This is a genomic window from Nocardiopsis sp. JB363, from assembly GCF_900143625.1.
GTDB lineage: Bacteria > Actinomycetota > Actinomycetes > Streptosporangiales > Streptosporangiaceae > Nocardiopsis.
The window spans coordinates 1-22,168 of record NZ_FRFF01000004.1; the positions used below are offsets into that span (position 1 = coordinate 1).

Here is a 22,168-nt window from a genome sequence, read left to right on the forward strand (position 1 = left end):
AACATCGTCATACCGGGCGCGCGCATGCACAGCGCGGTGGTGATGAAGTTGACCGCGCCCAGGATGGTGGCCAGACCGGAGACGGCCAGGCCCAGGATCCACAGGTCGCCGCCCAGACCGGGTGAACGCACCGCGTCGGAGAGCGGTGTGTAGGCGAACCAACCGAAGCTGGCCGCACCACCCGGGGTCAGGAACCCGCTGATCGCGATGAGGCTACCGAACAGGAACAGGTAGTAGCCGAACAGGTTCATCCTCGGGAACGCCACGTCGGGCGAACCGATCTGAATCGGCATCATCACGTTCGCGAACCCGACGAACAGCGGGGTCGCGAACATCAGCAGCATGATCGTGCCGTGCATGGTGAACATCTGGTTGAACTGCTCGTTGGACATGATCTGCATGCCCGGCGCGAACAGTTCCAGACGCATCAGGACCGCCAGCACTCCGCCCAGAAGGAAGAAGGCGAAGGAGGTGATCAGGTACATGTACCCGATGATCTTGTGGTCGGTCGACGTCATCCAGTTGACGATGAGCGACCCCTTGCGCGACGGCGCCTGACCATCGGTGCGAGGCTTGCTCGCCTCGGTTGCCGTGGTAGTCATCACTCGTCATTCTCCTCGGTCGCCTCGGCGCCGGAACCCTCGGCTCCGGTGCCCTCGGCCCCGGAACCTTCGGCTGAGTCGGTGGTCTCCTCGACCAGACCCTCGGCGTCGGCCTCCTCGGAGGCCTGCTGTTCCTGTTCGGCGTCCCAGGCCTCGTACTCGTCCTGTGGCAGGACCTCGACGTTGAAGAGCATGCGGGTGTGGTCGACACCGCACAGCTCGGCGCAACGACCGACGTACGAGTCCGCGGTGCCCTCGTTCATGTTGACCTGGAACGCGTTGTCACGTCCGGGGATGACGTCCATCTTGAAACCGAACGCCGGGATCCAGAACGAGTGGATGACGTCGGGAGAGTGGAGGTCGAAGTGGACGACCGAGTCCTCGGGCAGAACCAGGGTGGGCTGCGTGGAACGGTCGGCGGTGCCATCGGGGTTGGGGATACCGACCTCGGAGTGGATCACCTCTCCGCCGTTCTCCTTGGTGTCGTCCATGTAGTTGAACTGCCAGGCCCATTGGAAGGCCACGACCTCTACATGGACGTCTGCGGGCTCTTCGGTCTCCATCAGGTACGCCTGATCGCGCGCGGTGAAGAAGAAGAGCACCGAGATGACGACGATCGGCAACACGGTGTACAGCGCTTCGATGGGCATGTTGTACCGCACCTGGGGCGGCAACTGCTCAGAGCGCTTGCGGTGGAAGAGGATCGTCCAGATGAACAATCCCCATACGAGAATGCCGACCGCGAAAGCGGTGACCCACGAGCCCTGCCAGAGCGCGAGAACACGCTCGGCCTGCTCGGTGATCGGTTCCGGCATGCCCAAACGAGTGAGCTCGTTCGACGCGCAGCCGGTCGCGGCCAGCCCCAACACGGCGAGCGCGGCGCCGCGTGGTGCCCATCGACGCAGTGTCGAGCGCCGATTTTTTTGGCGGGTCGGACTCACGGATTGCCTTCCCAGCGGTGAAGCCCGCGGATCCTCCACGGGCGGCCTAAGTATCCAAAGCTTTTCAGGGGGAAACATTATCGCGAACCGATCGAGGTGCGGTTCATGGGCTCACCTGGTCAGCGTGTTGCCAGGTGCGCCCTCCCGGAACGCTCGTCCGCCTCGCGGAGCCGGGCCAGGTCGCCCCGAGGGACTTCCTCCCGGCTGGCTACGAAGCGCGGCCCGGCGTACCCCCGGACCCTCGCCCGAGTTCGCGCACATCACCGCCGTGGGCGGTGGTGTGCGCGATCTCGGTACGAGACTAAGGCGAGCGTATCGCTGGGTTTACGACTCCCTTAACCGGGTGCGCCTTTTCGGGCGTCCCAGGTCAAGATAAGGACACAGGACGACGACCAACGAGGGGTGGACGTGCCCGAGCGATCAACCGAACAGCGGCCTCTGGTCACCGTGGAGGCGGTGGGCCGCAAGTGCCCGATCCCGATCATCATGTTGGCCGCCCGATTGCACGAAGTGCCCATCGGTGCGGTCATCGCGGTCACCGCGGACGATCCCGCCGCGAGCTCGGACATACCGGCCTGGTGCCGGATGAAGATGCACGAGTTCGTCGTGGAGCGGCCTTTGGCGCGGGGTAGCGCTTTTCACATCCGGCGGATGTACTGACCGTCCGAAGACGCTCTCGGGACCGGAACACGAGTTTCGATTCCGTTGCGATAACGATTGACGCAGTCCGGTGTTTCCGGGTGTGGCGTAGGGCGCCCGACGGACCGTCGGGCAACACGAAGGCCGCGCGGACACGAGGTCCGCGCGGCCTTTCCCGCGGGCGGGGCCCACCCCGTCAGGGGCCGGTCCCGTCGGTGCGGGAGGTGCCTAGCGAGCGTAGAACTCGACGACGAGCTGCTCGTCGAAGGGAACGGGGATCTGCTCGCGCTTGGGGCGGTCGATGACCGCGACGCGCAGGTCCTTGTGGCTCACGGCCAGGTAACCGGCGATCTTGTCGTCGGCGTGGATGCCCTCGGTGGCCTCGACGAACGGGACCATGGAACGGGACTTCTCCCGAACGCTGATGATCTGGCCCGGCTTGACCTGGTACGACGGGATGTCGACCTTCTTGCCGTCCACGGTGATGTGGCCGTGGTTGACGAACTGACGCGCGGCGTAGATCGACGCGGCCAGACCCGAACGCAGGACGACCGTGGCCAGACGCAGTTCGAGCTCGGTGAGCATCTCCTCACCGGTACGGGCGGCGCGCTTCTTGGCGTTCTCGTAGACGCGGAGCAGCTGCTTCTCGGTCAGGTCGTAGTACCAGCGCACCTTCTGCTTCTCCGCCAGACGAACGGAGTAGTCAGAGCTGTTACGACGAACACGGCGGCCGTGCTCACCGGGCGGGTACGGACGCTTCTCGAAGTAGCTGACCGCCTTACGGGTCAGCGGAGTGCCGGCGCGCCGGGACAACCGCACCTTCGGTCCGGTGTAGCGCATGCATAGTCCTTTCAGGGTGAATCAGGGAATCCCAGGTAAGGCTGGCCTAGATCTGGGAGGCGCTGGACGCGCCCGAGCCTCGTGCCCGCGAATGCGAGGCGAACGAAAAGCGGGTTCCCCACCGCCGCGCGCGACCCGGCGCGAACGGCTTGGGCGAATGAACCGGCACGCGTTTCAGCGCACCGGGACGGCACAGGTGTCCCTGTGCGGGTCGCGACCATCCACTTTACGGGGTCCGGAGCACTACCCCGACCAATACCGCGGTTCGGCCCCGGAAGGCACTGCTACAGATGCGGCTTGACCTCGGCGGCGACGTCCGCGCCGTAGGAACGTTCGATCCGCTCCAGCAGGGACTCGGAGGTGAGGGTGTACTCCTGCGGGCCGTCGGCCTCCAGGCAGTGCACGGCGGTGGCGTTGCCGACCTGGGCGGCACGCTCCAGGGACAGACCCCAGGAGTGCGCGGCCAGGAACCCGGCACGGAAGGAGTCGCCCATGCCGGTGGGGTCGACCAGCTCGCCCACGGCGGCCGCCTCGACGTGGATGCTCTCCTCGCCCTGGCGGTCGATACGGGCGCCCTTGGCGCCCAGGGTCGTGACCCGGGTGCCGACCTTGGTGAGGATCTGCTCGTCGGACCAGCCGGTCTTCTGCTCGGCCAGGGCCTTCTCGTACTCGTTGGAGAACAGCAGGCCGGCTCCCTCGATGAGGGTCCGCACCTCGGGGCCCTCCATCCGGGCGAGCTGCTGGGAGGGGTCGGCGGCGAAGGGGATGCCGCGGGTACGGCACTCCTCGCTGTGGCGGACCATCGCGGCCGGGTCGTCCGCACCGATGAGTACCAGGTCGAGCCCGCCGAGCCGGTCGGAGATCGGCTGGATCTCGATGTTGCGGGCCTCGGCCATGGCACCCGCGTAGAACGAGGCGATCTGGTTCTGGTCGCGGTCGGTGGTGCACACGAAGCGCGCCGTGTGGCGCAGCTCGGAGATGAGCACGGAGGAGGTGTCGACGCCGTGGCGGTCCAACCAGGAGCGGTACTCCTCGAAGTCCTGACCGGCGGCGCCGACCAGGACGGGGCTCAGACCGAAGGCGCCCAGACCGAAGCAGATGTTGGCCGCGACGCCACCGCGACGCACGTCCAGTTCGTCGATCAGGAAGGACAGTGACAACTGCTGGATCTGCTCGGGGATGATCTGCTCGGCGAACCGACCCTCGAAGGACATCAGGTGGTCAGTGGCGATGGATCCGGCAACCGCGATACGCACGGGAGGTGGACTCCTTGATAGGCAAGAGGGTTCGGCGCTCGGGACGAGCCGGCCGAGCCGCCACGGGCACACGCCCGTTCGGACCTGCCAAGGGTACCCACCGCTCGGGTCCTCTACCCGCCCGGACCCTGGAACCAGGGCCCGATTCCGGGCACGAGAAAGGGAGGGTGGACGCGCACCGCGTCCGCCCTCCCCGGGGTCGAGCTCGGCCGACGCCTAGTTGAAGGAGTCGCCGCAGGCGCAGGAACCGGTGGCCACGGGGTTGTCGATGGTGAACCCCTGCTTCTCGATCGTGTCGACGAAGTCGATGGTCGCCCCGGTGAGGTAGGCGGCGCTCTTACGGTCGGTGACGACCTCGACCCCGCTGAAGTCGGCGACGATGTCACCGTCGAGGTCGCGCTCGTCGAAGTAGAGCTGGTAGCGCAACCCCGAGCAACCGCCGGGCTGCACACCTACGCGAAGGCGCAGGTCGTCGCGGCCTTCCTGGTCGAGCAGGGACCGGATCTTGCCGGTCGCCTCGTCGGTGAGGATGACTCCCTGCGCGGTGTCCTCGGTCTGAACCGTCATGTCGTAAAGCTCCTCTGAAAAGGGGTTGCGGCCGCCTGGCGACCCCGTTCGCTCGCGAGGCAGGCCCCGAGGGTCCTGTCCTCTTCAACGGGTCCCAACACCGGGGACCGATGAGGCATTCCACCGTTCGGCCGCTGTGTTCGCCCTGTCACCGTGAGGCCCCACGGTGCACGTGTGACCTGGGCGACGTACGGGCCTGCCCGTACGTACCAGGGTAAGCCGGGCGGCGCTCCGATGCCATCTTCCGAAGGTCACTCCGGGCCGTTCCGATGACGATCAGAGTCCCGGCGCACCGTAGACGGGGAACCAACGGGACCGGTCCTTCTCCAACGGCAGATCGTCGCCGACCGCCGCCTCCACCTGGAGTTCCAGGGCGTTGTCCCGCCGCTTCCCGCCCGCGGGCGCGAAGGGGTAGAAGGTGCCCCGCTTGTACAGGTACACCAGGCCGACCGAGCGGCCGGAACCGTCCGTGAAGCCCACCAGCGAGCAGAGAAGCGAGGGACCGTACCCGTTGACCTCCAGGGTGGAGTTGACCGCGTGCAGGTCGGTGACCAGGCCGGTGATGTCGGTTTCGGCGAGTTCGCCGCCGCCCTCCCCCACCGAGGTCGAGGAGCCGCGCACCACCAGCCACGTGTAGCCGTAGTCGTCGGTGGTGTGCTCCACCGGAGGACCGTCCCCCGCGTTGAGCAGAGCGGTGACGTCGCGTTCGATGTCGGCGAAGGCGGCGCCCTCGGTGGCGCGGAAGGCCACCGAGCCGCTGCCGGTGGGGGTCAGCCCCACCCCGGCGCGCAGGGTCAGTGCGGCGGTGGGCAGTCCGAAGAGCGCGTCGAGGTCGGGCTCCGCGGGTTTCGACCGTCCCAGCAGTGTTCGCCAGAAGCTCATGAGGGTCCTCTCTGTGTCCAGGTCCCGGGCCCGCCGGACCGTCTCAGGCGCCGCGGCCGAGTTGGCGGGAGATGTCGGAGAGCTGAGCCAGTCGCTGTTCGACCGGCGGGTGGGTGGCGATCAGCTGACTCATGCTGAAGCCCTTCTTCGCGAAGGCCGGGGCGAAGAAGAAGGCGTTGAACGGTTCGACCTGACGCAGATCCCGGGTGGGGATGGTGGCCATGTCGCCGGTGATCTTCGACAGGGCGCTGCCCAGCATCGAGGGGCGGCCGGTCAGGTAGGCGGCGGCCCGGTCGGCCGACAGTTCCCGGTACCGGGACAGGGCGCGGGTGAGCAGGAAGCTCAGCGCCCAGGCGATGGCGCTGACCAGCACCACGAGCAGGGCGACGACGGCGGGCGCGGGGCCGTTGTTGTTGCTCCGGCCCCCGCCGGCCCCGGCGAACATGGCGAAGCGCAGTCCCGCCTGGGTGAGGAACCCGGCGACGATGCCCAGGAACCCGGCGATGGTCATGACCATGACGTCGCGGTGCGCGATGTGGGACAGCTCATGGGCGATGACGGCCTCCAGCTCGGGACCGTCGAGGCGGCGCATGAGCCCGGTGGTCACGCAGATGACCGCGGACTTCTCGCTGTGGCCGGTGGCGAAGGCGTTGGGCACGTCGGTCTCGGCGATACCGACCTTGGGCTTGGACATGTCGGCCATGGCGCACAACCGGTCGACCAGGGCGTGCAGGTCGGGGGCCTGCTCGGGGGAGACCTCCTTGGCCCCCATCGAGAACATGGCGATCTTGTCGGCGGAGAAGTAGGAGAACAGCGCGAACGCGCCGACCAGGACGAGCACCAACCAGATGTTCAGCCCCGCCAGGGTCAGACCCACGATGAACGCCACATAGACCAGGATCAGCAGGAACATGGTCGTCACCATCCGGGCCGTCAGCCCCCGGTCCGGACGGAACTTCGAACCAGCCACGGCTTTCCCCTCCACGATGCGTGGTTCGGAGTGTAGTTCGAACAGGTGAGAAGCAGGTTAAAGCGGGTCACCGCGTGTTCGTCGAACAGGTGGCGTCGAACACACCGCGGCCGCCGTGACGAGATCACGGCGGCCGCGGTGGAGAACGCGCGCGAAGGTACCGAGCGCGGCCCGGGCCGGAGGGAACCGGCCCCGCTCCACGCTGTCGACGTGGGACTCACCTGGACGGTGGTGGTGGGTCCCACGAGGCCACATCCGCGTCCGTTATCCGGGGATGAGCCCGTCGTCCTGCAGCATCTTCCGGACCTCTTCCATGCTCGCGTCGGCCGGCGGCAGAATGAACTGGGAGGGTTCCAAGGAGTCGGGCGGCAGAGGGTTGCCGTCCTCGCGCACCTTCTCCAAGAGGTCGTTCAGGGCCTTGCGGAACTTCTTCTCGTCACCCGACCCGATCGCGTTCTCCAAAGCGGAGTCGAAGGAGTTGAGCACGTCGAGGTCGGCGTCGGTGAGGTCCACCTGACCCTCACCCATGATGCGGACGATCACTGGCCCTCCCTGCTGCCGTTACCACCCTCGATCTGCTGCGGAGCGGAGGAACCACCGCTGCCGCCGCCCAGTTCGAGCTTCATCTGCTCAAGCTCGGCGTCGACACCGCTGGTGCTGGCCATGCGGTCCAGCTCGCTCTGGATGTCATCACGCGGACCGGTGCTCGTGACGTCGTCGAGGGCACCGGAGGCCAGGAGTTCGTCGACCGCGCCGGCGCGAGCCTGCATCTGGGCGGTCTTGTCCTCCGCCCGCTGCACGGCCATGCCGACGTCGCCCATCTCCTCGGAGATGCCCGAGAACGCCTCACTGATCTGCGTCTGGGCCTGGGCGGCGGTGTAGGTCGCCTTGATGGTCTCCTTGCGCGTGCGGAAGGCGTCGACCTTCGCTTGCAGGCGCTGGGCGGCCATCGTGAGCTTCTGCTCCTCGCCCTGGAGGTTGGCGTGCTGCTCGCGCAGCCCCTCGATCTGACCGGTCAGACCGGAGCGGCGGGTGAGGGCTTCACGGGCGAGGTCCTCGCGGCCCTGTCCCAGCGCCGCCTTGCCCTGGTTCTGCAGCTTGTCGGACTGTTGTTCGAGCTGCTGGATCTGGAGTTCGACGCGCTTGCGGGAGGTCGCGACGTCGGCGACGCCACGACGCACCTTCTGCAGGAGCTCAAGTTGTTTCTGATACGAGTAGTCGAGGGTTTCCCTGGGGTCCTCGACCGAGTCCAAGGCCCTGTTGGCCTTGGACTTGAAGATCATCGAAAGTCGCTGAAACACGCTCATCGGCGTGGCCGTCCCCTTCTCGCTGCGTACATCGGCAGTTCCCAGCGGGCGCTTTGCCCAACCCTACGCGGTCTGGCCCGCGGTCGCCATAAAGCTATGACCGGCTACCCTGAGGGTGTGTTCCGACGTCGCTCCGCTTCCGCAGCCACGGATTCGGCCTCAGCCGAATCCGCCAGCCCTGAGGCCTCTGAGGCCACCCAACCTAAGGGATATACCCCCAAGAAGGGTGTGCCCACCCCCAAGCGCAGGGAATCCGCATCGGTCCCGCGCCGGCCGGTGAAGGCCCCCGAGACACGGAAGGAGGCCTACCGCGCCTACCGGGATCGTCAAGATCGCCAACGTTCCAAAGGCGTCACACGTTCCGTCCCCGGCGCACCCAAGGGTGAGGACACCCGGCACTACCGGCCGCAGGACCTGAGCCCGGCCCGTTCGTACGCGCGCGATTTCATCGATTCGCGCCGCAGCGCCAGCGAGTTCTTCCTGCCCTTCTCCATCCTGATCATCGTGCTGCTCTTCGTGAACATCCCCGTCTTCCAGGTGGGTGTGGCCTACGTGATCTGGCCACTGATGATGGTGACGATCGTCGCCGAGGGCATCCTGGTGGGCCGTACGGTGAAGAAGCGCGCCACGGAGTACTTCCCCGACGATGACCTGCTGCGCGGCATCGGCATGTACGCCGCCATGCGCCAGTTGCAGTTCCGTCGGTTGCGCCTTCCCAAGCCGAAGCTCAAGGTCGGCGAGAACCCCGTCCCGAAGAGCTTGCGCTGAACCCGCCTCCCCTCTCCGTCATCCCCAGGACCCGAGGGTCGGTGTGCGCACCGGCCCTCTTCCGCTTTCCTCGACACTCGCTTGCCCCAAGGTCTCCGCGCCCTCGCCTGGGAGCGTTCCCGGACGCGGTGGGGCCGGTTGTGGTCACGTATGGACCGCACCACTAGAGTTCGCGTCATGGAATTTCGGCATCTGGGCAACACCGGTCTCATCATCAGCGAGATCGCTTACGGAAACTGGATCACCCACGGTTCCCAGGTCGAGGAGGACACCGCCACCTCCTGTGTCCGGGCCGCACTCGACGCGGGCATCACCACCTTCGACACCGCCGACGGCTACGCGCAGGGCAAGGCCGAGGAGGTCCTCGGGCGGGCTCTGAAGGACGAACGCCGCGATGGGCTGGAGATCTTCTCCAAGCTCTACTGGCCCATGGGCGAGGGCAAGAACGACAGGGGCCTGTCCCGCAAGCACATCATCCGTGGCTGCGAGGACTCCCTCCGTCGGCTGGGAACCGACTACCTGGACCTTTACCAGGCGCACCGGTTCGACTACACCACCCCGCTCGAAGAGACGATGCGGGCCTTCGAGGACCTGGTCCGACAGGGCAAGGCCCTCTACATCGGGGTCTCCGAGTGGCGCGCGGAGGAGATCGAACGGGCGCTGAAGATCGCCGACGAGATGGGCTTCGACCGGCTCGTCTCCAACCAGCCGCAGTACAACATGCTCTGGCGGGTCATCGAATCCGAGGTCATTCCGCTGTCCGAGCGTGAGGGCGTCGGCCAGATCGTGTGGTCGCCGATCGCCGGTGGCATCCTCACCGGTAAGTACAAGCCCGGCCAGGAACTGCCCGCGGGTTCCCGCGCGGCCGACCCCAAGAGCGAGAAGTTCCTCGCGGACAAGGTCTCCGACCAGGAGCTGTTGGAGCGGGTGCAGGCGCTGGAGCCGCTGGCCGCCGAGGCCGGGTTGTCCCTGTCCCAGCTGTCCGTGGCCTGGGTCCTGCAGAACCAGAACGTGTCCGCCGCGATCATCGGCGCCTCCCGCCCGGAGCAGGTCGAGAGCAACGTCAAGGCGGCCGGGGTGAAGCTCGACGCCGGGCTCATGACGCGCATCGACGAGGTCCTGGGCGAGAGCGTCCAGCGGGACCCCTCGCTCACCAAGAGTCCCGAGAACATCCGCGGTTAGAAACGAAGTGATCCAGAGGGCCCGGGGTCGCGACGATCCCGGGCCCCTTCGGTTCACCGTTCCGGCGACTCAGCCCTCGTCGCTGCTGAGGGGCATCTTGTAGACCTCGCGGTCCTCTTCCAGCAGGGTGACGGCGCTCACGCCCTCCTCCGCCAGTTCGGACCAGTTCTCGCCCAGCCAGCTCTCGGCGTCGCCACGCGAGGTGAACGTCTCCGCGGGCGGTTCCCCCACCTCCACCGGTGCTCCGTCCGCCCCGTGGTACCGCCACGTCCACGCCATGTTCGACCGCCCTTCGTCGCCGATGCCACGGTGGTCGCCACCGCGATCCTGTGCCGAGCTTAACCATGGCTTGGTCCGACATGCTGTTTACTTTTGCGCGTGCGTATCCGATTTCTGGGGACGGCAGGACCCGCGGGCTGGCCCGCGCCTCAATGCACCTGTTCGTCCTGCAACAAGGCCCGTGCGGACCGGCGGCTCCCGATGAGGGTGACCGTCGACGACCTGTTCCGCCTCCGTGAGTCCGGGGCCGTTGGCCCGGTGCCGCCCGGCTACACGGTCACGCCCACCCCCGAGGGGGTGCGGGTGGAGGCGCCCGACGGCGGCCGGCTGCTGTACGCCCGCTCCGGCCCGGGGATCCTGCCCGGAGGACCGCCCGCCGAGGAGCTTCCGGCCGGCGCTTCGGCCTACACCTCCGCCTCCGAACAGCAGGTGGACATGGTCATCGTCGACGCCGCGCGGCGTCCGGAGATGATCGGGGAGCTGCGCCGCTCGGGCGTGATCGGGGTGACGACGGCGGTGGTGGCGGTCGGCGGCGACCACCGGATCCGTTCACCCCGCGAGTTCGCCCGCCGGGCGCGGCTGTGGGGCGCCCTGGCGCCGGGCGACGGCACGACGATGACGTGCCCGCCGTCGGTGTGGCCCGAGCCCCGACCGCACGGCCCGCACCGGACCCTGGTGACCGGCGGCGCCCGGTCGGGCAAGTCGACCGAGGCCGAACTCCGGATGCTGGCCGAACCGAAGGTCGTGTACGCCGCCACCGGTCCGGTCCCCGATCCCGGAACGGACCCCGATTGGGCCGAACGGGTCGCCTTGCACGTTCGCCGTCGCCCCTGGTGGTGGCGGACCGAGCAGACCATCGACCTCGCCGTGCTGCTGCGCGAGCGACGGGGAGCGGTGCTGGTCGACTGCCTGGGGACCTGGTTGACGGCGGTGATGGACCGGAGCGGCCTGTGGGAGGAGGACCCGCCCCCGGGCGCCGAGGAGCGGGTGGACGCGGCCGTCCGAGAGCTGTTGGAGGCCTGGCGTTCCACCCGGGCGTACGTGGTGGCGGTGACCAACGAGGTCGGTTCGGGTGTGGTCCCGCCGACCCGCGCGGGGCGGATCTTCCGTGACCGGCTGGGACTGCTCAACCAATGGGTGGGCGCCGAGTCCGAGGAGGTCGTCCTGGCCACGGCCGGTCGCGTGGTGGAGCTCGAATGAGCCGCCTGAGCGAGGGGGACACCGTGGCGGGGCTGCGCATGGCGGTGGGCACCTTCACGGTGTGGCCGGTGCGCGTCGCGCGGATGGACCGCGCGGTCGCCGGACGGGCGATGCTGTGGGCACCGGCCCTGGGCGCCCTCCTGGGCGCGGTGATCGGGGCCGTGGCCGGTCTCGGGACGTGGCTGGGGTGGTCGGCTCCGTTGGCCGCCCTCCTCGCCGTGGGTACCGGAGCCCTGCTCACCCGTGGGCTGCACTTGGACGGCCTGGCCGACCTGGCCGATGGGCTGGGCAGTGGCAGGCCCGCCGCGGAGGCCTTGGAGGTGATGCGGCGCTCCGACATCGGGCCGTTCGGCGTGTTGACCCTGCTGGTGGCGGTCGGCGCGCAGACGCTGGCCCTGGCGCAGCTGGCGGAGGTCTCCGCCGGGGCGGCGGTGGTGGGCGCGATGACGGCCGGCGCCGCGGGGCGGCTGGCGGCGACGCTCGCGTGCCTTCGCCGGGTTCCGTCGGCACGCCCGGACGGGTTGGGCGCCTTCGTCGCGGGCACGGTCGGTGTTCCCGCGGCGGCGGCGGTCTGCGCGGGTGTGCTCGCGCTGTGCGCCCTCGGACTGATCCACTCCCCCGGGCTCGCGCTCGTCTGCGCCGCCGGGGCGGCCCTGGGGGTCGTCGTGGCCGGGGGCCTCCTGTGGCACGCGGTGCGCCGCCTGGGCGGGATCACCGGCGACGTGCTGGGGGCACTGGTGGAGACCGCGGCGACGACGGCGTTGCTGGTGGCGGCGGCTTGGGCCTGATCGATGCCCTCGCGAGGGAACCGATGTAGCCATGATCACATTTATTCACACCGAGTTTCGACGGGACTCAGCGAGGGCAACCAACGGCGGCACCGCCGATCCCGTGCGACAGTCCCGGAAAGTGACCAAAGGCGCCCACATCGCGCGGGAGGGGCCCGACCCACCGGGGGGACGGCTCGCGACGTGCGGGGCCGTGGAACGCGGCGTCAGAGCCGCGGGGGCGCGGGGTGCCGCGTCGCCGCCGGGGCCATGAGAGGACTAGCATCAAGGACGTGAGCACGACGTTGTCAGTAAACACGGAGTCCCCCAGTTCGCTCGACGCCGACGCGGTTGTCGTCGGTTATCACTCCGGAGGCGACGCTCCGGAGCCCGCGTCGGGCGCTCATTCCGTCGACGCCGCCTTCTCCGGCGGCCTCGGCACGACCCTGTCGCTTCTGGGAGCGAGCGGCGCCCCTGAGGAGGTGCACACTCTTGCCTCCCTCGGAGCCGTCAAGGCCCCGGTCGTCGTCGCGGTCGGTCTCGGCCCGGCGCCCACCGACGGTCCCGTCGACTCCGATGTGCTTTCCCGTGCGGCCGGTGCCGCGCTGCGTTCGCTGAGCTCGCGCCCCGAGGGCGCGGGCCGTGTGGTGCTGGCCCTGCCCGCGACCACCGCCGACGAGGTCGGCGCGGTGGCCCTGGGCGCCCGCCTCGGCGCCTACGCCTTCGACCGTTACCGCACCACCGAAGCCGCCAAGAAGAAGGCCACCAAGAACGCCGAGGCCACGCTGACCCTGGTCAGTGAGGCGTCGGGTGCCGAGGACGCCGTCGAGCGCGCCGACGTCCTGGCCGAGGCCGTCTCCTACACTCGCGACCTCGTCAACACCGCCCCGGCCGACCTGGTCCCCGAGGACCTGGCGACCGCGGCCCAGGAGATCGCCCAGCAGGCGGACCTGGAGATCGAGGTCCTCGACGAGCAGGCCCTGGCCGAGGGCGGCTACGGCGGCATCACCGGTGTCGGACAGGGTTCGTCGAACGCGCCCCGCCTGGTGCGACTGGCCTACAGCCACCCGGAGGCCACCAAGAAGATCGCCTTCGTCGGCAAGGGCATCACGTTCGACTCCGGTGGTCTGTCCCTCAAGCCCGCGGGTTCGATGGACTGGATGAAGTCCGACATGAGCGGCGCCGGTTCCGTACTGGCCGCCATGCGGGCCATCGCCACCCTGGGCCTGAAGGTCAACGCCATCGGCTACCTGGCCGTGGCCGAGAACATGCCCAGCGGCACCGCCCAGCGCCCCTCCGACGTGCTGAGCATCTACGGCGGCAAGACCGTCGAGGTCCTCAACACCGACGCCGAGGGTCGTCTGGTCATGGCCGACGCCCTGGTCCGCGCCCAGGAGGACGAGCCGGACCTGATCGTGGACATCGCCACCCTCACGGGTGCGCAGCTCGTCGCCCTGGGCACCCGCGTCTTCGCGGTCATGTCCAACGACGACACCGTCCGCGACGAGGTCGTCGCGGCCTCGGCCGCCGAGGGTGAGGCCTCCTGGCCGATGCCGCTCCCGGCCGAGCTTCGCGCCGGTCTCAACTCCTCGGTCGCCGACATCGCCAACGTGGCGGGCGAGCGCTGGGGCGGAATGCTCTCCGCGGGCATCTTCCTCAAGGAGTTCGTCGAGGAGGGCAACAAGTGGGCCCACCTCGACATCGCCGGGCCCTCCTTCAACCAGGGCGGCCCGCACGGATACACCCCCAAGGGCGGCACGGGTGCGGGTACCCGCACTCTCGTCCGTCTCGCCGAGGACTACGCGAGCAAGTAGTCGGTCGGGGCGGCGCTCAACGACACTGAGCCCGAGCGGCGCCCCGACCCGGCACCCCACGGTTTCCGACGGTAGACCGCTCCGGCGCCGAACGGCCGTGGGAACCCACCACCATCAGCCACTGAACTAGGAGTTCGTTCCCGTGAGTGAGAGCGGCGGTACCTTCGACCTCGTCGTCCTTGGCGGCGGCAGCGGCGGCTACGCGGCGGCACTGCGCGCCGCCGAGCTGGACATGAACGTCGTCCTGATCGAGAAAGACAAGCTCGGTGGCACCTGCCTGCACCGCGGCTGCATCCCGACCAAGGCCCTCCTGCACTCGGCGGAGGTCGCCGACTCGGCCAAGGAGAGCGAGACCTTCGGCGTCAAGGCGTCCTTCGAGGGCATCGACATCGAGGCCGTGCACAAGTACAAGGACAAGGTGGTCAGCGGCCTGTACAAGGGCCTGAGCGGCCTGATCAAGGCTCGCAAGATCACCGTCGTCGAGGGTGAGGGCAAGCTCACCGGCAAGGACGAGGTCACTGTCGACGGCAAGGTCTACAAGGGGAAGAACATCCTCTTGGCGACCGGCTCCAAGCCCAAGACCCTGGGTCTGGAGATCGACGGCGAGAAGGTCATGACCAGTGACCGGGCCATGGAGCTGAACCGCGTCCCCGAGTCCGTCATCGTCCTGGGCGGCGGCGTGATCGGTGTGGAGTTCGCCAGCGTGTGGCGTTCCTACGGCGCCGACGTCACCATCGTCGAGGCCCTCAAGCGCCTGGTCCCCGTCGAGGAGGAGTCCAGCTCCAAGCTGCTGGAGCGGGCCTTCCGCAAGCGCAAGATCAAGTCCGAGCTGGGCAAGCCGTTCGAGTCGGTCAAGACCACCGACTCCGGCGTGGTCGTCACCCTTGAGGGCGGCAAGACCCTGGAGGCCGAGGTCCTGCTGGTGGCCATCGGCCGCGGCCCGGTCTCCGAGGGTCTGGGCTACGAGGAACAGGGCGTCACCCTGGACCGCGGTTTCGTCCAGGTCGACGAGAACCTGCACACCGGTGTCGGCAACGTCTACGCGGTCGGCGACCTGATCCCGACCCTGCAGCTCGCGCACGTGGGCTTCGCCGAGGGCATCTTCGTCGCCGAGCACATCGCCGGGCAGAACCCGCCCGCGATCGACTACGACGGTGTTCCCCGCGTCACGTACTGTGAGCCCGAGGTCGCTTCCGTCGGCCTGACCACCGAGGTGGCCAAGGAGCGCGGTCACGACGTCGTCGAGATGAACTACAACCTGGCGGGCAACGGCAAGAGCCAGATCCTGCAGACCCAGGGCGCGGTCAAGGTCATCGCCGAGAAGGACGGGCCCGTGCTGGGTGTCCACATGGTGGGCAGCCGTGTCGGCGAGCTGATCGCCGAGGGGCAGTTGATCTACAACTGGGAGGCCCTGCCCTCCGAGGTGGCCCAGCTGATCCACCCGCACCCGAGCCAGTCGGAGGCGTTGGGCGAGGCGCACCTCGCGCTGGCGGGCAAGCCGCTGCACGTCCACGACTGATCGTTTCGCCAGGGGGCGGGCCCCAGGGCCCGCCCCCGACCACATCCGCGCTGCCCATCGAGGCCTTGGGCAGGTACCGCGCCCAGATCCAACGAGGAACCCATGCCGACTTCCGTTTCCATGCCCGCCCTGGGTGAGAGCGTCACCGAAGGGACCGTCACCCAGTGGTTGAAGAACGTGGGCGACACAGTAGAGGTGGACGAGCCGCTCCTTGAGGTCTCCACCGACAAGGTGGACACCGAGATCCCGTCCCCGGTCGCCGGGGTACTCACCAAGATCCTCGTCGACGAGGACGACACCGTCGAGATCGGCGCGGAGATCGCGGTCATCGGTGGCGAGGGCGAGTCCGCGGACGCCCCGGCCGAGCCCGCCGCCGAGGCCGAACCCGAACAGGCCGCCGAGCCGGAGCCGGAACCCGAGCCCGAGCCGGCCGCCGAGGAGCCCGCCGCCGAAGCGGAGCCCGAGCCCGCCCCCGCCCCCGCGTCCGCTTCCGGTGGCGACGAGGGCGCCGGCACCCCGGTGAACATGCCCGCCCTGGGCGAGAGCGTCACCGAGGGAACCGTCACCCAGTGGCTCAAGGCTGTCGGCGACACGGTGGATGTGGACGAGCGGCTCCTCGAAGTCTCCACCGACAAGGTGGACACCGAGATCCCGTCCCCGGTCGCCGGGGTACTCACCAAGATCCTCGTCGACGAGGACGACACCGTCGAGATCGGCGCCCAGATCGCCCTGATCGGTGGCTCCGACGCCGCTCCTTCCGAAGCGCCGTCCGCTCCCGCCGCCCCGGCCGAGCCCGAACAGGCCGCCGAGACCAAGCCCGAGCCTGAGCCCGCGAGCGCTCCCGCCCCGGCCGAGCCCGAGCCCTCCGCGCCTGCTCCTGCCGCACAGGAGCAGGAGTCGGCGGGTGGCCCGTCCGTGGACATCGAGACGCTCAGCGGTACCGGCCGCGCCTCCGGCACCGACGCCGTGACCGAGGCCTACGTGACGCCGCTGGTGCGCAAGCTCGCCTCCGAGCACCGTGTCGACCTGAGCCGGGTCTCCGGAACCGGTGTGGGCGGTCGCGTCCGTAAGCAGGACGTGCTCAAGGCCGCCGAGGAGCAGAAGGCCGCCGCGTCGGCGCCTGCCGCTTCGACCCCGGCCAAGAAGGTCTCCTCGGACACGTCGCTGCGCGGCCGTACCGAGAAGCTGAGCCGACTGCGCAAGTCGATCGCGGACCGCATGGTCGAGTCGCTGCGTATCTCCGCGACGACGACCCAGGTCATCGAGGTCGACGTCTCCAAGGTCGCACGGCTGAGCGAGCAGGTCGGTGAGGAGTTCGCCGAGCGCGAGGGCGTGGAGCTGAACTTCTTCCCGTTCTTCGCCGCCGCCACGGTCGAGGCCCTCAAGGCCCACCCGAAGGTCAACGCGGTGATCAACGCCGCCGACCAGACGGTGACCTACCACGACGTCGAGAACCTGGCCGTCTCGGTGGACACCGAGCGGGGCCTGCTCGCCCCGGTGGTCAAGAACGCCGGCAAGCTCGGCCTGGGTGACCTGGCCCGCAGCCTCACCGACCTCACCGAGCGCGCCCACACCGGCAAGCTCGGTCCGGACGAGTTGGCCGACGGCACGTTCTCGATCTCCGAGACCGGGCACACCGGTGCGCTGTTCGGCACGCCGATCATCAACCAGCCGCAGGTCGCCATCCTGGAGACCGGCACCGTCGTCAAGCGTCCGGTCGTGGTCGATGACGAGGCCATGGGCGGCGAGGTCATCGCGGTCCGTTCGATGGTCTACCTGTCGATGGCCCACGACCACCGTCTGATCGACAGTGCCGACGCCGGCCACTTCCTGCAGACGGTCAAGGAACGCCTGGAAGAGGGCGCCTTCGAAAGCGAACTGGGTCTGGCCTGACCCTCTCTCGCAGCGCCTGGGCTCGGCCCGGGCCGGGCACCGTACGCGGTGTCCGGCCCGGGCCGTTCCGGTTTCCGGGGTGTCCTCCCGGTGAGTACGGTCTCTCCCTCCGCGGTCTTGACCTCAAGCTAACTTGAGATCGTACGGTAGGGGGCGAACGTCTCACCGGCCCAGGAAAAGGACCCGCATGCACCACGAGAACCTTCGAGTGGCCGTCCTCCTCGGGGGAGGTCGCAGGGGACGCACGGGCCCGGTCGTCGCGGCCTGGTTCCTCGACCTCGTCGCGGCGCGTCCGGGCGTGATCGTCGACGTGTTGGACGTGGGCGAACACTGGCCCGACGATCAGGGCGCGGAGGCCACCGAGTTCTCCCGAGCGGTCGACGCCGCCGACGCCTTCGTGGTGGTGACCCCCGAGTACAACCACGGCTACCCCGGGCCGCTCAAGAGCGCCATCGACTCGGCCCGCAAGGAGTGGTTCGCCAAGCCGGTCGCGTTCGTCTCCTACGGAGGGATGTCGGGTGGTCTGCGTGCGGTGGAACAGTTGCGCGGGGTCTTCAGCGAACTGCACATGACGTCGGTACGCACCTCGGTGAGCCTGCACAACGCCCAAGGGCTGTTCGTGGCCGGGACCGGGGGCGAGGAACTGCGCGGCGCCGAGGCCGCGGTGGCCGAGATGCTGGACCAGCTGGCGTGGTGGGGAGAGTCCCTACGCGAAGCCAGACGCAACCACCCCTACCCCGGTTAGCCGTGTCCTTGCGCGCCAGCGGAGACCCCAGAGAACACAGAAGCGGGGCGGTGCCGTTTCCGGCACCGCCCCGCCTTTCTACCCCACCAATCACCATCCCCTGATGATCCCCATCATCAAAGGTCTGTGCGCGGGCTTGCGCCCGCCTGGACGATCCGAAGATCGCCCAGGGTATCTCCGCGCTGACGCGGAGTTCCCTGTCCCACGACTCAACCTAGAAGACCCCGGGCCGCCCCGCAGGGCTTTCGCCGAAAAAGATCGAGAAAACTTCGAGTGGTCTCCTACCAGCGGGTAAATCCCTGGGCATGAGAGTGGCGATCACGGGTGCGACCGGGATGGTCGGTCGCGCGCTGACCACCTCCCTACTGGCGGACGGGCACACGGTGGTGGCCCTGGTGCGGCGACCTCCGCGCAGAAGCGAGACACCCGGCCTGGAGGAGGCCGAGTGGCGCCCCGAACAGGGACGCGTGGACGCCGTGGCCCTGGACGGGACCGAGGCCGTCGTCCACCTGGCCGGCGCACCCTTCGGCCCCGGACTGTGGACCCGCCGTCGGCGCGCCCTCATCCGCCGCAGCCGGGTGAACGGCACCCGGGGGCTGTGCCGGGCCCTGGACTCGATGGATCGTCCGCCCACCCGTCTGTTGAGCGCCTCGGGGACCCACTTCTACGGGGAGACCGGCGACACCGTGGCCACCGAGGACAGTCCCCCCGGCAAGGGTTTCCTCGCCGGCGTGTGCCGGGACTGGGAGGAGGCCACGTTCCCGGCGGAGGAGGCCGGGATGTCGGTGGCGCACCTGCGTACCGGGATGGTCCTGGCCCGAGAGGGCGGCATGCTCCGGTCGCTGCTGCCGCTGTACCGCATGTACCTCGGCGGTCGGATGGGGTCGGGCAGCCAGTACCTGACGTGGATATCGCTGGTCGACCAGATCGGCGCCATCCGTTTCCTCCTGGAGCGGCCGGACATGACCGGCCCGGTGAACATGTGCGCGCCCGAGCCCATCAGCAACGCGGCCTTCACCCGGGCCCTCGCCAAGGCCTTGGGCCGCCCGGCCGTCCTGCCCTTCCCCTCGACCGCGATCCGTGTGGCCCTGGGCGACTTCACCGAGGAGAGCGCCTTCGTCGATCTGAGGGCCCGACCCGAACGCCTGGAAAGGGCCGGCTATTCCTTCGTCCTGCCCGACATCGACAGTGCGCTTTCCGACATCCTGCCCCGACCCTGTCCTTCCGTCGGGGCGTAAGGTGGGGGTGTGAGTGATCTCGTTTACGCATGGCTGGGCGACACTCCCGTCCCGTACCACCAGGGTTGGGATCTCCAGAAGCGGCTCCACCAGAGCCGCGTCGCCGACGAGCTGGCCGACACCGTCCTGTTCCTCGAACACGAACCCGTCTACACCGCGGGCAAACGCACCGGGAGGTGGGATCGTCCCATCACCGACCCCGGCGCCCCCGTGGTGGACATCGATCGAGGCGGCAAGATCACCTGGCACGGCCCCGGACAGCTCACGGTGTACCCCATCGTCAAGCTGGACCAACCCATCGACGTGATCGCCTACGTCCGCATGCTGGAGGAGTCCGTCATCCGCACCATCGCGGAGTACGACCTCACCGGCAGGCGCGTCGAGGGCCGCAGCGGGGTGTGGTTGGACGCCGATCCCGAGCGCGGCCTCATCGAACGCAAGGTCTCGGCGATCGGTTGCCGCATCGCTCGCGGGGTCGGTATGCACGGACTCGCCCTCAACTGCGACAATGACATGTCGTGGTTCGACCGGATCGTTCCGTGCGGGATCTCCGACGCGGGGGTCACCTCGCTCACCAACGAACTGGGGCGCGCCGTCACCGTCGCCGACGTGCGACCGCGCCTCGAACGGCATCTGGCCGACGTGCTCGGCGCGGCGGACTTCAGCCACACCGACGGCGCCGAGCTGCTCTCCGACGCCACCGCCCGAGCATGACAGACCACACCATGAGCCAGTCCCCATCGGGACGTGCCGCCCCCACAAGGGGCGCGAGGGTCCCCGTCACAGGGGTACAGAAGGGAACGGGTTCGCGTTGACCATCGCTCCTGAGGGCCGCAAGCTGCTGCGCGTGGAGGCGCGCAACAGCGAGACCCCCATCGAGAGAAAGCCGCCGTGGATCAAGATCAAGGCGCACATGGGGCCCGAATACACCGAGCTCCAGTCCCTGGTCAAGGGCGAGGGCCTGCACACCGTCTGTCAGGAGGCGGGCTGCCCCAACATCTATGAGTGCTGGGAGGACCGGGAGGCCACGTTCCTCATCGGTGGCGACCAGTGCACCCGCCGTTGCGACTTCTGCCAGATCGCCACCGGCAAGCCCACCGCCCTGGACAAGATGGAGCCGACCAAGGTCGCCACCTCCGTCCAGAAGATGGAGCTGCGCTACGCCACCGTCACCGGTGTGGCCCGCGATGACCTGGAGGACGGCGGAGCCTGGCTGTACGCCGAGACGGTCCGCAAGATCCACGAGCTCAACCCCGACACCGGTGTCGAGCTGCTCATCCCGGACTTCAACGCCGACCCCGACCAGCTGGCCGAGGTGTTCGGTTCGCGGCCGGAGGTGCTGGCGCACAACGTGGAGACGGTACCGCGGATCTTCAAGCGCATCCGCCCGGGCTTCCGTTACCAGCGCTCCCTGGACGTCATCACCATGGCCCGCGAGGACGGCCTGGTCACCAAGTCGAACCTGATCCTGGGCATGGGCGAGACCCGTGAGGAGATCAGCGAGGCCATGCGCGACCTGCACGAGGCCGGCTGCGACCTGCTCACCATCACCCAGTACCTGCGTCCCTCCAAGCTGCACCACCCGATCGACCGTTGGGTGAAGCCGCAGGAGTTCGTGGAGCTGGGCAAGGAGGCCGAGGAGCTCGGTTTCGCCGGGGTCATGTCCGGCCCGCTGGTGCGTTCGTCCTACCGCGCCGGCACCCTGTACAAGCAGGCTCGCGAGAAGCGGGACGCCCAGGCCGCGGCGGCCACGAACAACGCATAACGAACGTTTCGTCACAGTCGTGACCAAGCTGGAACGGTGGCCCGCGGGCCACCGTTCCGCATGTGGGCGCACGGACGCATATCCTGGTGGTTCCGAGGCGCCCGGATCGTGGCGCCGACAAGGCGCCGCATCGAAGGTCGACCGCGTAGAGGAGGCAAGGCAGCACAGGGACCCTTCCCCACCGAGCCGCTCGGTGTGCGCTGCCTGAAAGAACCATGGCGAAGAAGTCCGACACCACGTCCGCCGGTAAGGGTGGCGAAAAGCAGCCGGGCCGGTTGAAGCAGATCGGCATGGTCGCCAAGGTCGTCCACCAGCAGAGTCCACGCACGATCCCGCTCGCGATCGGCATCGCGCTCGTGATCTTCGCCGTCTTCGTCGGCATCGGCATCTGGACCGGTTCCTGGATCATCTGGCCGCTGACCGGTCTGCCGATCGCCTTCCTGGTCGGGTTCATCATGTTCACCAGGGCGGCCCAGAAGGTGCAGTACAAGATGCTCGAAGGCCGGCTGGGCGGCGGCATGGCGATCTTGGAGAACATGCGCGGCAACTGGGTCGTCGATCCCGGTGTGGCCGCCAACAAGCAGATGGACGTCGTCCACCGCGTGGTGGGCCGTCCCGGCGTGATCCTGGTCGGTGAGGGCGACCCGGGTCGTCTGCGCGGCCTGATCGCCGGTGAGAAGAAGCGGGTGGCGCGCGTGGCCAACGACACGCCCATCTACGACTTCAAGGTCGGTAACGGCGAGGACCAGGTTCCCGTCTCCAAGCTTCAGCGGACCCTGGTGAAGCTGCCCCGCAACCTGGACAAGTCCGGCACCGCCGAGCTGACCTACCGTCTCAAGGCACTCCCGGCCGCGATGCAGCTGCCCAAGGGCCCCATGCCCAAGGGCGCCAAGCTGCCGAAGGGCATGCGCGGCAAGGCGGGCTGACCCGGGCCGCCTCCGCCCACGTCAACGGACCTTCCACGGGGCCGTCGCACCTTCTCGGTGCGACGGCC

The 22,168-nt window shown here is 68.7% G+C and carries 23 protein-coding genes; 13 read left to right on the forward strand and 10 right to left on the reverse strand.

The window, feature by feature from the left end; translation table 11 throughout:
• Together BQ8420_RS01155 and coxB are read right to left on the reverse strand one after the other, a co-directional pair.
• The coding region (locus BQ8420_RS01155) for a cbb3-type cytochrome c oxidase subunit I (protein ID WP_200815745.1) at nt 1-602 on the reverse strand (602 nt) is incomplete at its 3' end.
• A complete protein-coding gene (gene coxB, locus BQ8420_RS01160; protein WP_087095928.1) occupies nt 602-1,417 on the reverse strand; it encodes a cytochrome c oxidase subunit II in 816 nt (271 codons plus the stop codon). The genes coxB and BQ8420_RS01155, both read right to left, overlap by 1 nt.
• A gap of 528 nt (nt 1,418-1,945) precedes the next feature.
• On the opposite strand from coxB, the gene BQ8420_RS01165 reads away from it, so the two are divergent.
• Nucleotides 1,946-2,203 (forward strand): sulfurtransferase TusA family protein, encoded by a 258-nt coding sequence (locus tag BQ8420_RS01165; protein ID WP_087095929.1) that lies wholly within the window; start codon nt 1,946-1,948, stop codon nt 2,201-2,203.
• A gap of 207 nt (nt 2,204-2,410) precedes the next feature.
• Here BQ8420_RS01165 and rpsD read toward each other — a convergent pair whose 3' ends face one another.
• The 7 genes from rpsD to BQ8420_RS01200 all read right to left on the reverse strand — a co-directional run bounded on the left by rpsD (nt 2,411) and on the right by BQ8420_RS01200 (nt 8,004).
• Nucleotides 2,411-3,022, reverse strand: a complete 612-nt coding sequence (gene rpsD / locus BQ8420_RS01170; protein WP_087095930.1) for a 30S ribosomal protein S4 — start codon at nt 3,020-3,022, stop codon at nt 2,411-2,413.
• A gap of 284 nt (nt 3,023-3,306) precedes the next feature.
• Nucleotides 3,307-4,278: a carbohydrate kinase family protein gene (locus tag BQ8420_RS01175; RefSeq protein ID WP_087095931.1), complete on the reverse strand. Its 972-nt coding sequence runs from the start codon at nt 4,276-4,278 to the stop codon at nt 3,307-3,309.
• A 216-nt stretch (nt 4,279-4,494) separates the two neighbouring features.
• Nucleotides 4,495-4,845, reverse strand: coding sequence for an iron-sulfur cluster assembly accessory protein (locus BQ8420_RS01180; RefSeq protein WP_087095932.1), 351 nt, complete (start codon nt 4,843-4,845; stop codon nt 4,495-4,497).
• Nucleotides 4,846-5,121: 276 nt separating this feature from the next.
• Nucleotides 5,122-5,727, reverse strand: a complete 606-nt coding sequence (locus BQ8420_RS01185) for a hypothetical protein (RefSeq protein WP_087095933.1) — start codon at nt 5,725-5,727, stop codon at nt 5,122-5,124.
• Between the two features lie 43 nt (nt 5,728-5,770).
• Nucleotides 5,771-6,697: a zinc metalloprotease HtpX gene (gene htpX, locus BQ8420_RS01190; protein ID WP_087095934.1), complete on the reverse strand. Its 927-nt coding sequence runs from the start codon at nt 6,695-6,697 to the stop codon at nt 5,771-5,773.
• Nucleotides 6,698-6,961: 264 nt separating this feature from the next.
• The gene (locus tag BQ8420_RS01195) at nt 6,962-7,240 is read right to left on the reverse strand and encodes a hypothetical protein (protein ID WP_087095935.1); all 279 of its coding nucleotides are present in this window, start codon (nt 7,238-7,240) and stop codon (nt 6,962-6,964) included.
• Complete coding sequence (locus tag BQ8420_RS01200; protein ID WP_087095936.1) at nt 7,237-8,004, reverse strand: PspA/IM30 family protein; 768 nt, start codon at nt 8,002-8,004, stop codon at nt 7,237-7,239. The genes BQ8420_RS01195 and BQ8420_RS01200 overlap by 4 nt, the downstream gene beginning before the upstream one ends.
• A 96-nt stretch (nt 8,005-8,100) precedes the next feature.
• Here BQ8420_RS01200 and BQ8420_RS01205 point away from each other — a divergent pair, with 96 nt between their 5' ends.
• Nucleotides 8,101-8,772 (forward strand): DUF3043 domain-containing protein, encoded by a 672-nt coding sequence (locus BQ8420_RS01205; RefSeq protein ID WP_087095937.1) that lies wholly within the window; start codon nt 8,101-8,103, stop codon nt 8,770-8,772.
• Nucleotides 8,773-8,949: 177 nt separating this feature from the next.
• A complete protein-coding gene (locus BQ8420_RS01210) occupies nt 8,950-9,954 on the forward strand; it encodes an aldo/keto reductase family protein (protein WP_087095938.1) in 1,005 nt (334 codons plus the stop codon).
• Between the two features lie 69 nt (nt 9,955-10,023).
• Here the strand turns inward: BQ8420_RS01210 and BQ8420_RS01215 are convergent, their stop codons facing one another.
• Nucleotides 10,024-10,233, reverse strand: a complete 210-nt coding sequence (locus BQ8420_RS01215) for a hypothetical protein (protein ID WP_087095939.1) — start codon at nt 10,231-10,233, stop codon at nt 10,024-10,026.
• A gap of 207 nt (nt 10,234-10,440) precedes the next feature.
• Here BQ8420_RS01215 and BQ8420_RS01220 point away from each other — a divergent pair, with 207 nt between their 5' ends.
• From BQ8420_RS01220 to BQ8420_RS01265, 10 genes are all read left to right on the forward strand, one after another.
• Nucleotides 10,441-11,433: a bifunctional adenosylcobinamide kinase/adenosylcobinamide-phosphate guanylyltransferase gene (locus tag BQ8420_RS01220; protein ID WP_087095957.1), complete on the forward strand. Its 993-nt coding sequence runs from the start codon at nt 10,441-10,443 to the stop codon at nt 11,431-11,433.
• On the forward strand, nt 11,430-12,221 hold the full coding sequence (locus BQ8420_RS01225) for an adenosylcobinamide-GDP ribazoletransferase (RefSeq protein WP_369825460.1): 792 nt from the start codon (nt 11,430-11,432) through the stop codon (nt 12,219-12,221). The genes BQ8420_RS01220 and BQ8420_RS01225 overlap by 4 nt, the downstream gene beginning before the upstream one ends.
• A gap of 272 nt (nt 12,222-12,493) precedes the next feature.
• Nucleotides 12,494-14,014 carry a leucyl aminopeptidase gene (locus BQ8420_RS01230; protein WP_087095940.1) on the forward strand — a complete coding sequence of 507 codons (1,521 nt, stop codon included), beginning with the start codon at nt 12,494-12,496 and terminating at the stop codon, nt 14,012-14,014.
• 142 nt (nt 14,015-14,156) lie between these two features.
• Nucleotides 14,157-15,533 (forward strand): dihydrolipoyl dehydrogenase, encoded by a 1,377-nt coding sequence (lpdA, locus tag BQ8420_RS01235; protein WP_087095941.1) that lies wholly within the window; start codon nt 14,157-14,159, stop codon nt 15,531-15,533.
• A gap of 102 nt (nt 15,534-15,635) precedes the next feature.
• The gene (gene sucB / locus BQ8420_RS01240) at nt 15,636-17,426 is read left to right on the forward strand and encodes a 2-oxoglutarate dehydrogenase, E2 component, dihydrolipoamide succinyltransferase (protein ID WP_087095942.1); all 1,791 of its coding nucleotides are present in this window, start codon (nt 15,636-15,638) and stop codon (nt 17,424-17,426) included.
• A 187-nt stretch (nt 17,427-17,613) separates the two neighbouring features.
• On the forward strand, nt 17,614-18,171 hold the full coding sequence (locus BQ8420_RS01245) for an NADPH-dependent FMN reductase (RefSeq protein WP_087095943.1): 558 nt from the start codon (nt 17,614-17,616) through the stop codon (nt 18,169-18,171).
• A 305-nt stretch (nt 18,172-18,476) separates the two neighbouring features.
• A complete protein-coding gene (locus BQ8420_RS01250) occupies nt 18,477-19,409 on the forward strand; it encodes a TIGR01777 family oxidoreductase (protein ID WP_087095944.1) in 933 nt (310 codons plus the stop codon).
• Between the two features lie 9 nt (nt 19,410-19,418).
• Entirely contained in the window at nt 19,419-20,123 is a 705-nt protein-coding gene (gene lipB, locus BQ8420_RS01255; protein ID WP_087095945.1) for a lipoyl(octanoyl) transferase LipB, read from the forward strand.
• A 97-nt stretch (nt 20,124-20,220) separates the two neighbouring features.
• A complete protein-coding gene (gene lipA, locus BQ8420_RS01260; protein WP_087095946.1) occupies nt 20,221-21,174 on the forward strand; it encodes a lipoyl synthase in 954 nt (317 codons plus the stop codon).
• A gap of 215 nt (nt 21,175-21,389) precedes the next feature.
• Nucleotides 21,390-22,100 carry a DUF4191 domain-containing protein gene (locus BQ8420_RS01265; RefSeq protein WP_087095947.1) on the forward strand — a complete coding sequence of 237 codons (711 nt, stop codon included), beginning with the start codon at nt 21,390-21,392 and terminating at the stop codon, nt 22,098-22,100.
• The last annotated feature ends 68 nt before the right edge of the window (nt 22,101-22,168 follow it).

Bases quoted from the DNA above. Each gene is read 5' to 3' on its own strand.
- coxB (WP_087095928.1), bottom strand. From the start codon at position 1,417: ATGCCGGAACCGATCACCGAGCAGGCCGAGCGTGTTCTCGCGCTCTGG.
- rpsD (WP_087095930.1), bottom strand. From the start codon at position 3,022: ATGCGCTACACCGGACCGAAGGTGCGGTTGTCCCGGCGCGCCGGCACT.
- BQ8420_RS01180 (WP_087095932.1), bottom strand. From the start codon at position 4,845: ATGACGGTTCAGACCGAGGACACCGCGCAGGGAGTCATCCTCACCGAC.
- BQ8420_RS01185 (WP_087095933.1), bottom strand. From the start codon at position 5,727: ATGAGCTTCTGGCGAACACTGCTGGGACGGTCGAAACCCGCGGAGCCC.
- BQ8420_RS01200 (WP_087095936.1), bottom strand. From the start codon at position 8,004: ATGAGCGTGTTTCAGCGACTTTCGATGATCTTCAAGTCCAAGGCCAAC.
- BQ8420_RS01205 (WP_087095937.1), top strand. From the start codon at position 8,101: ATGACCGGCTACCCTGAGGGTGTGTTCCGACGTCGCTCCGCTTCCGCA.
- BQ8420_RS01210 (WP_087095938.1), top strand. From the start codon at position 8,950: ATGGAATTTCGGCATCTGGGCAACACCGGTCTCATCATCAGCGAGATC.
- BQ8420_RS01215 (WP_087095939.1), bottom strand. From the start codon at position 10,233: ATGGCGTGGACGTGGCGGTACCACGGGGCGGACGGAGCACCGGTGGAG.
- BQ8420_RS01225 (WP_369825460.1), top strand. From the start codon at position 11,430: ATGAGCCGCCTGAGCGAGGGGGACACCGTGGCGGGGCTGCGCATGGCG.
- sucB (WP_087095942.1), top strand. From the start codon at position 15,636: ATGCCGACTTCCGTTTCCATGCCCGCCCTGGGTGAGAGCGTCACCGAA.
- BQ8420_RS01245 (WP_087095943.1), top strand. From the start codon at position 17,614: ATGCACCACGAGAACCTTCGAGTGGCCGTCCTCCTCGGGGGAGGTCGC.
- BQ8420_RS01250 (WP_087095944.1), top strand. From the start codon at position 18,477: ATGAGAGTGGCGATCACGGGTGCGACCGGGATGGTCGGTCGCGCGCTG.
- BQ8420_RS01265 (WP_087095947.1), top strand. From the start codon at position 21,390: ATGGCGAAGAAGTCCGACACCACGTCCGCCGGTAAGGGTGGCGAAAAG.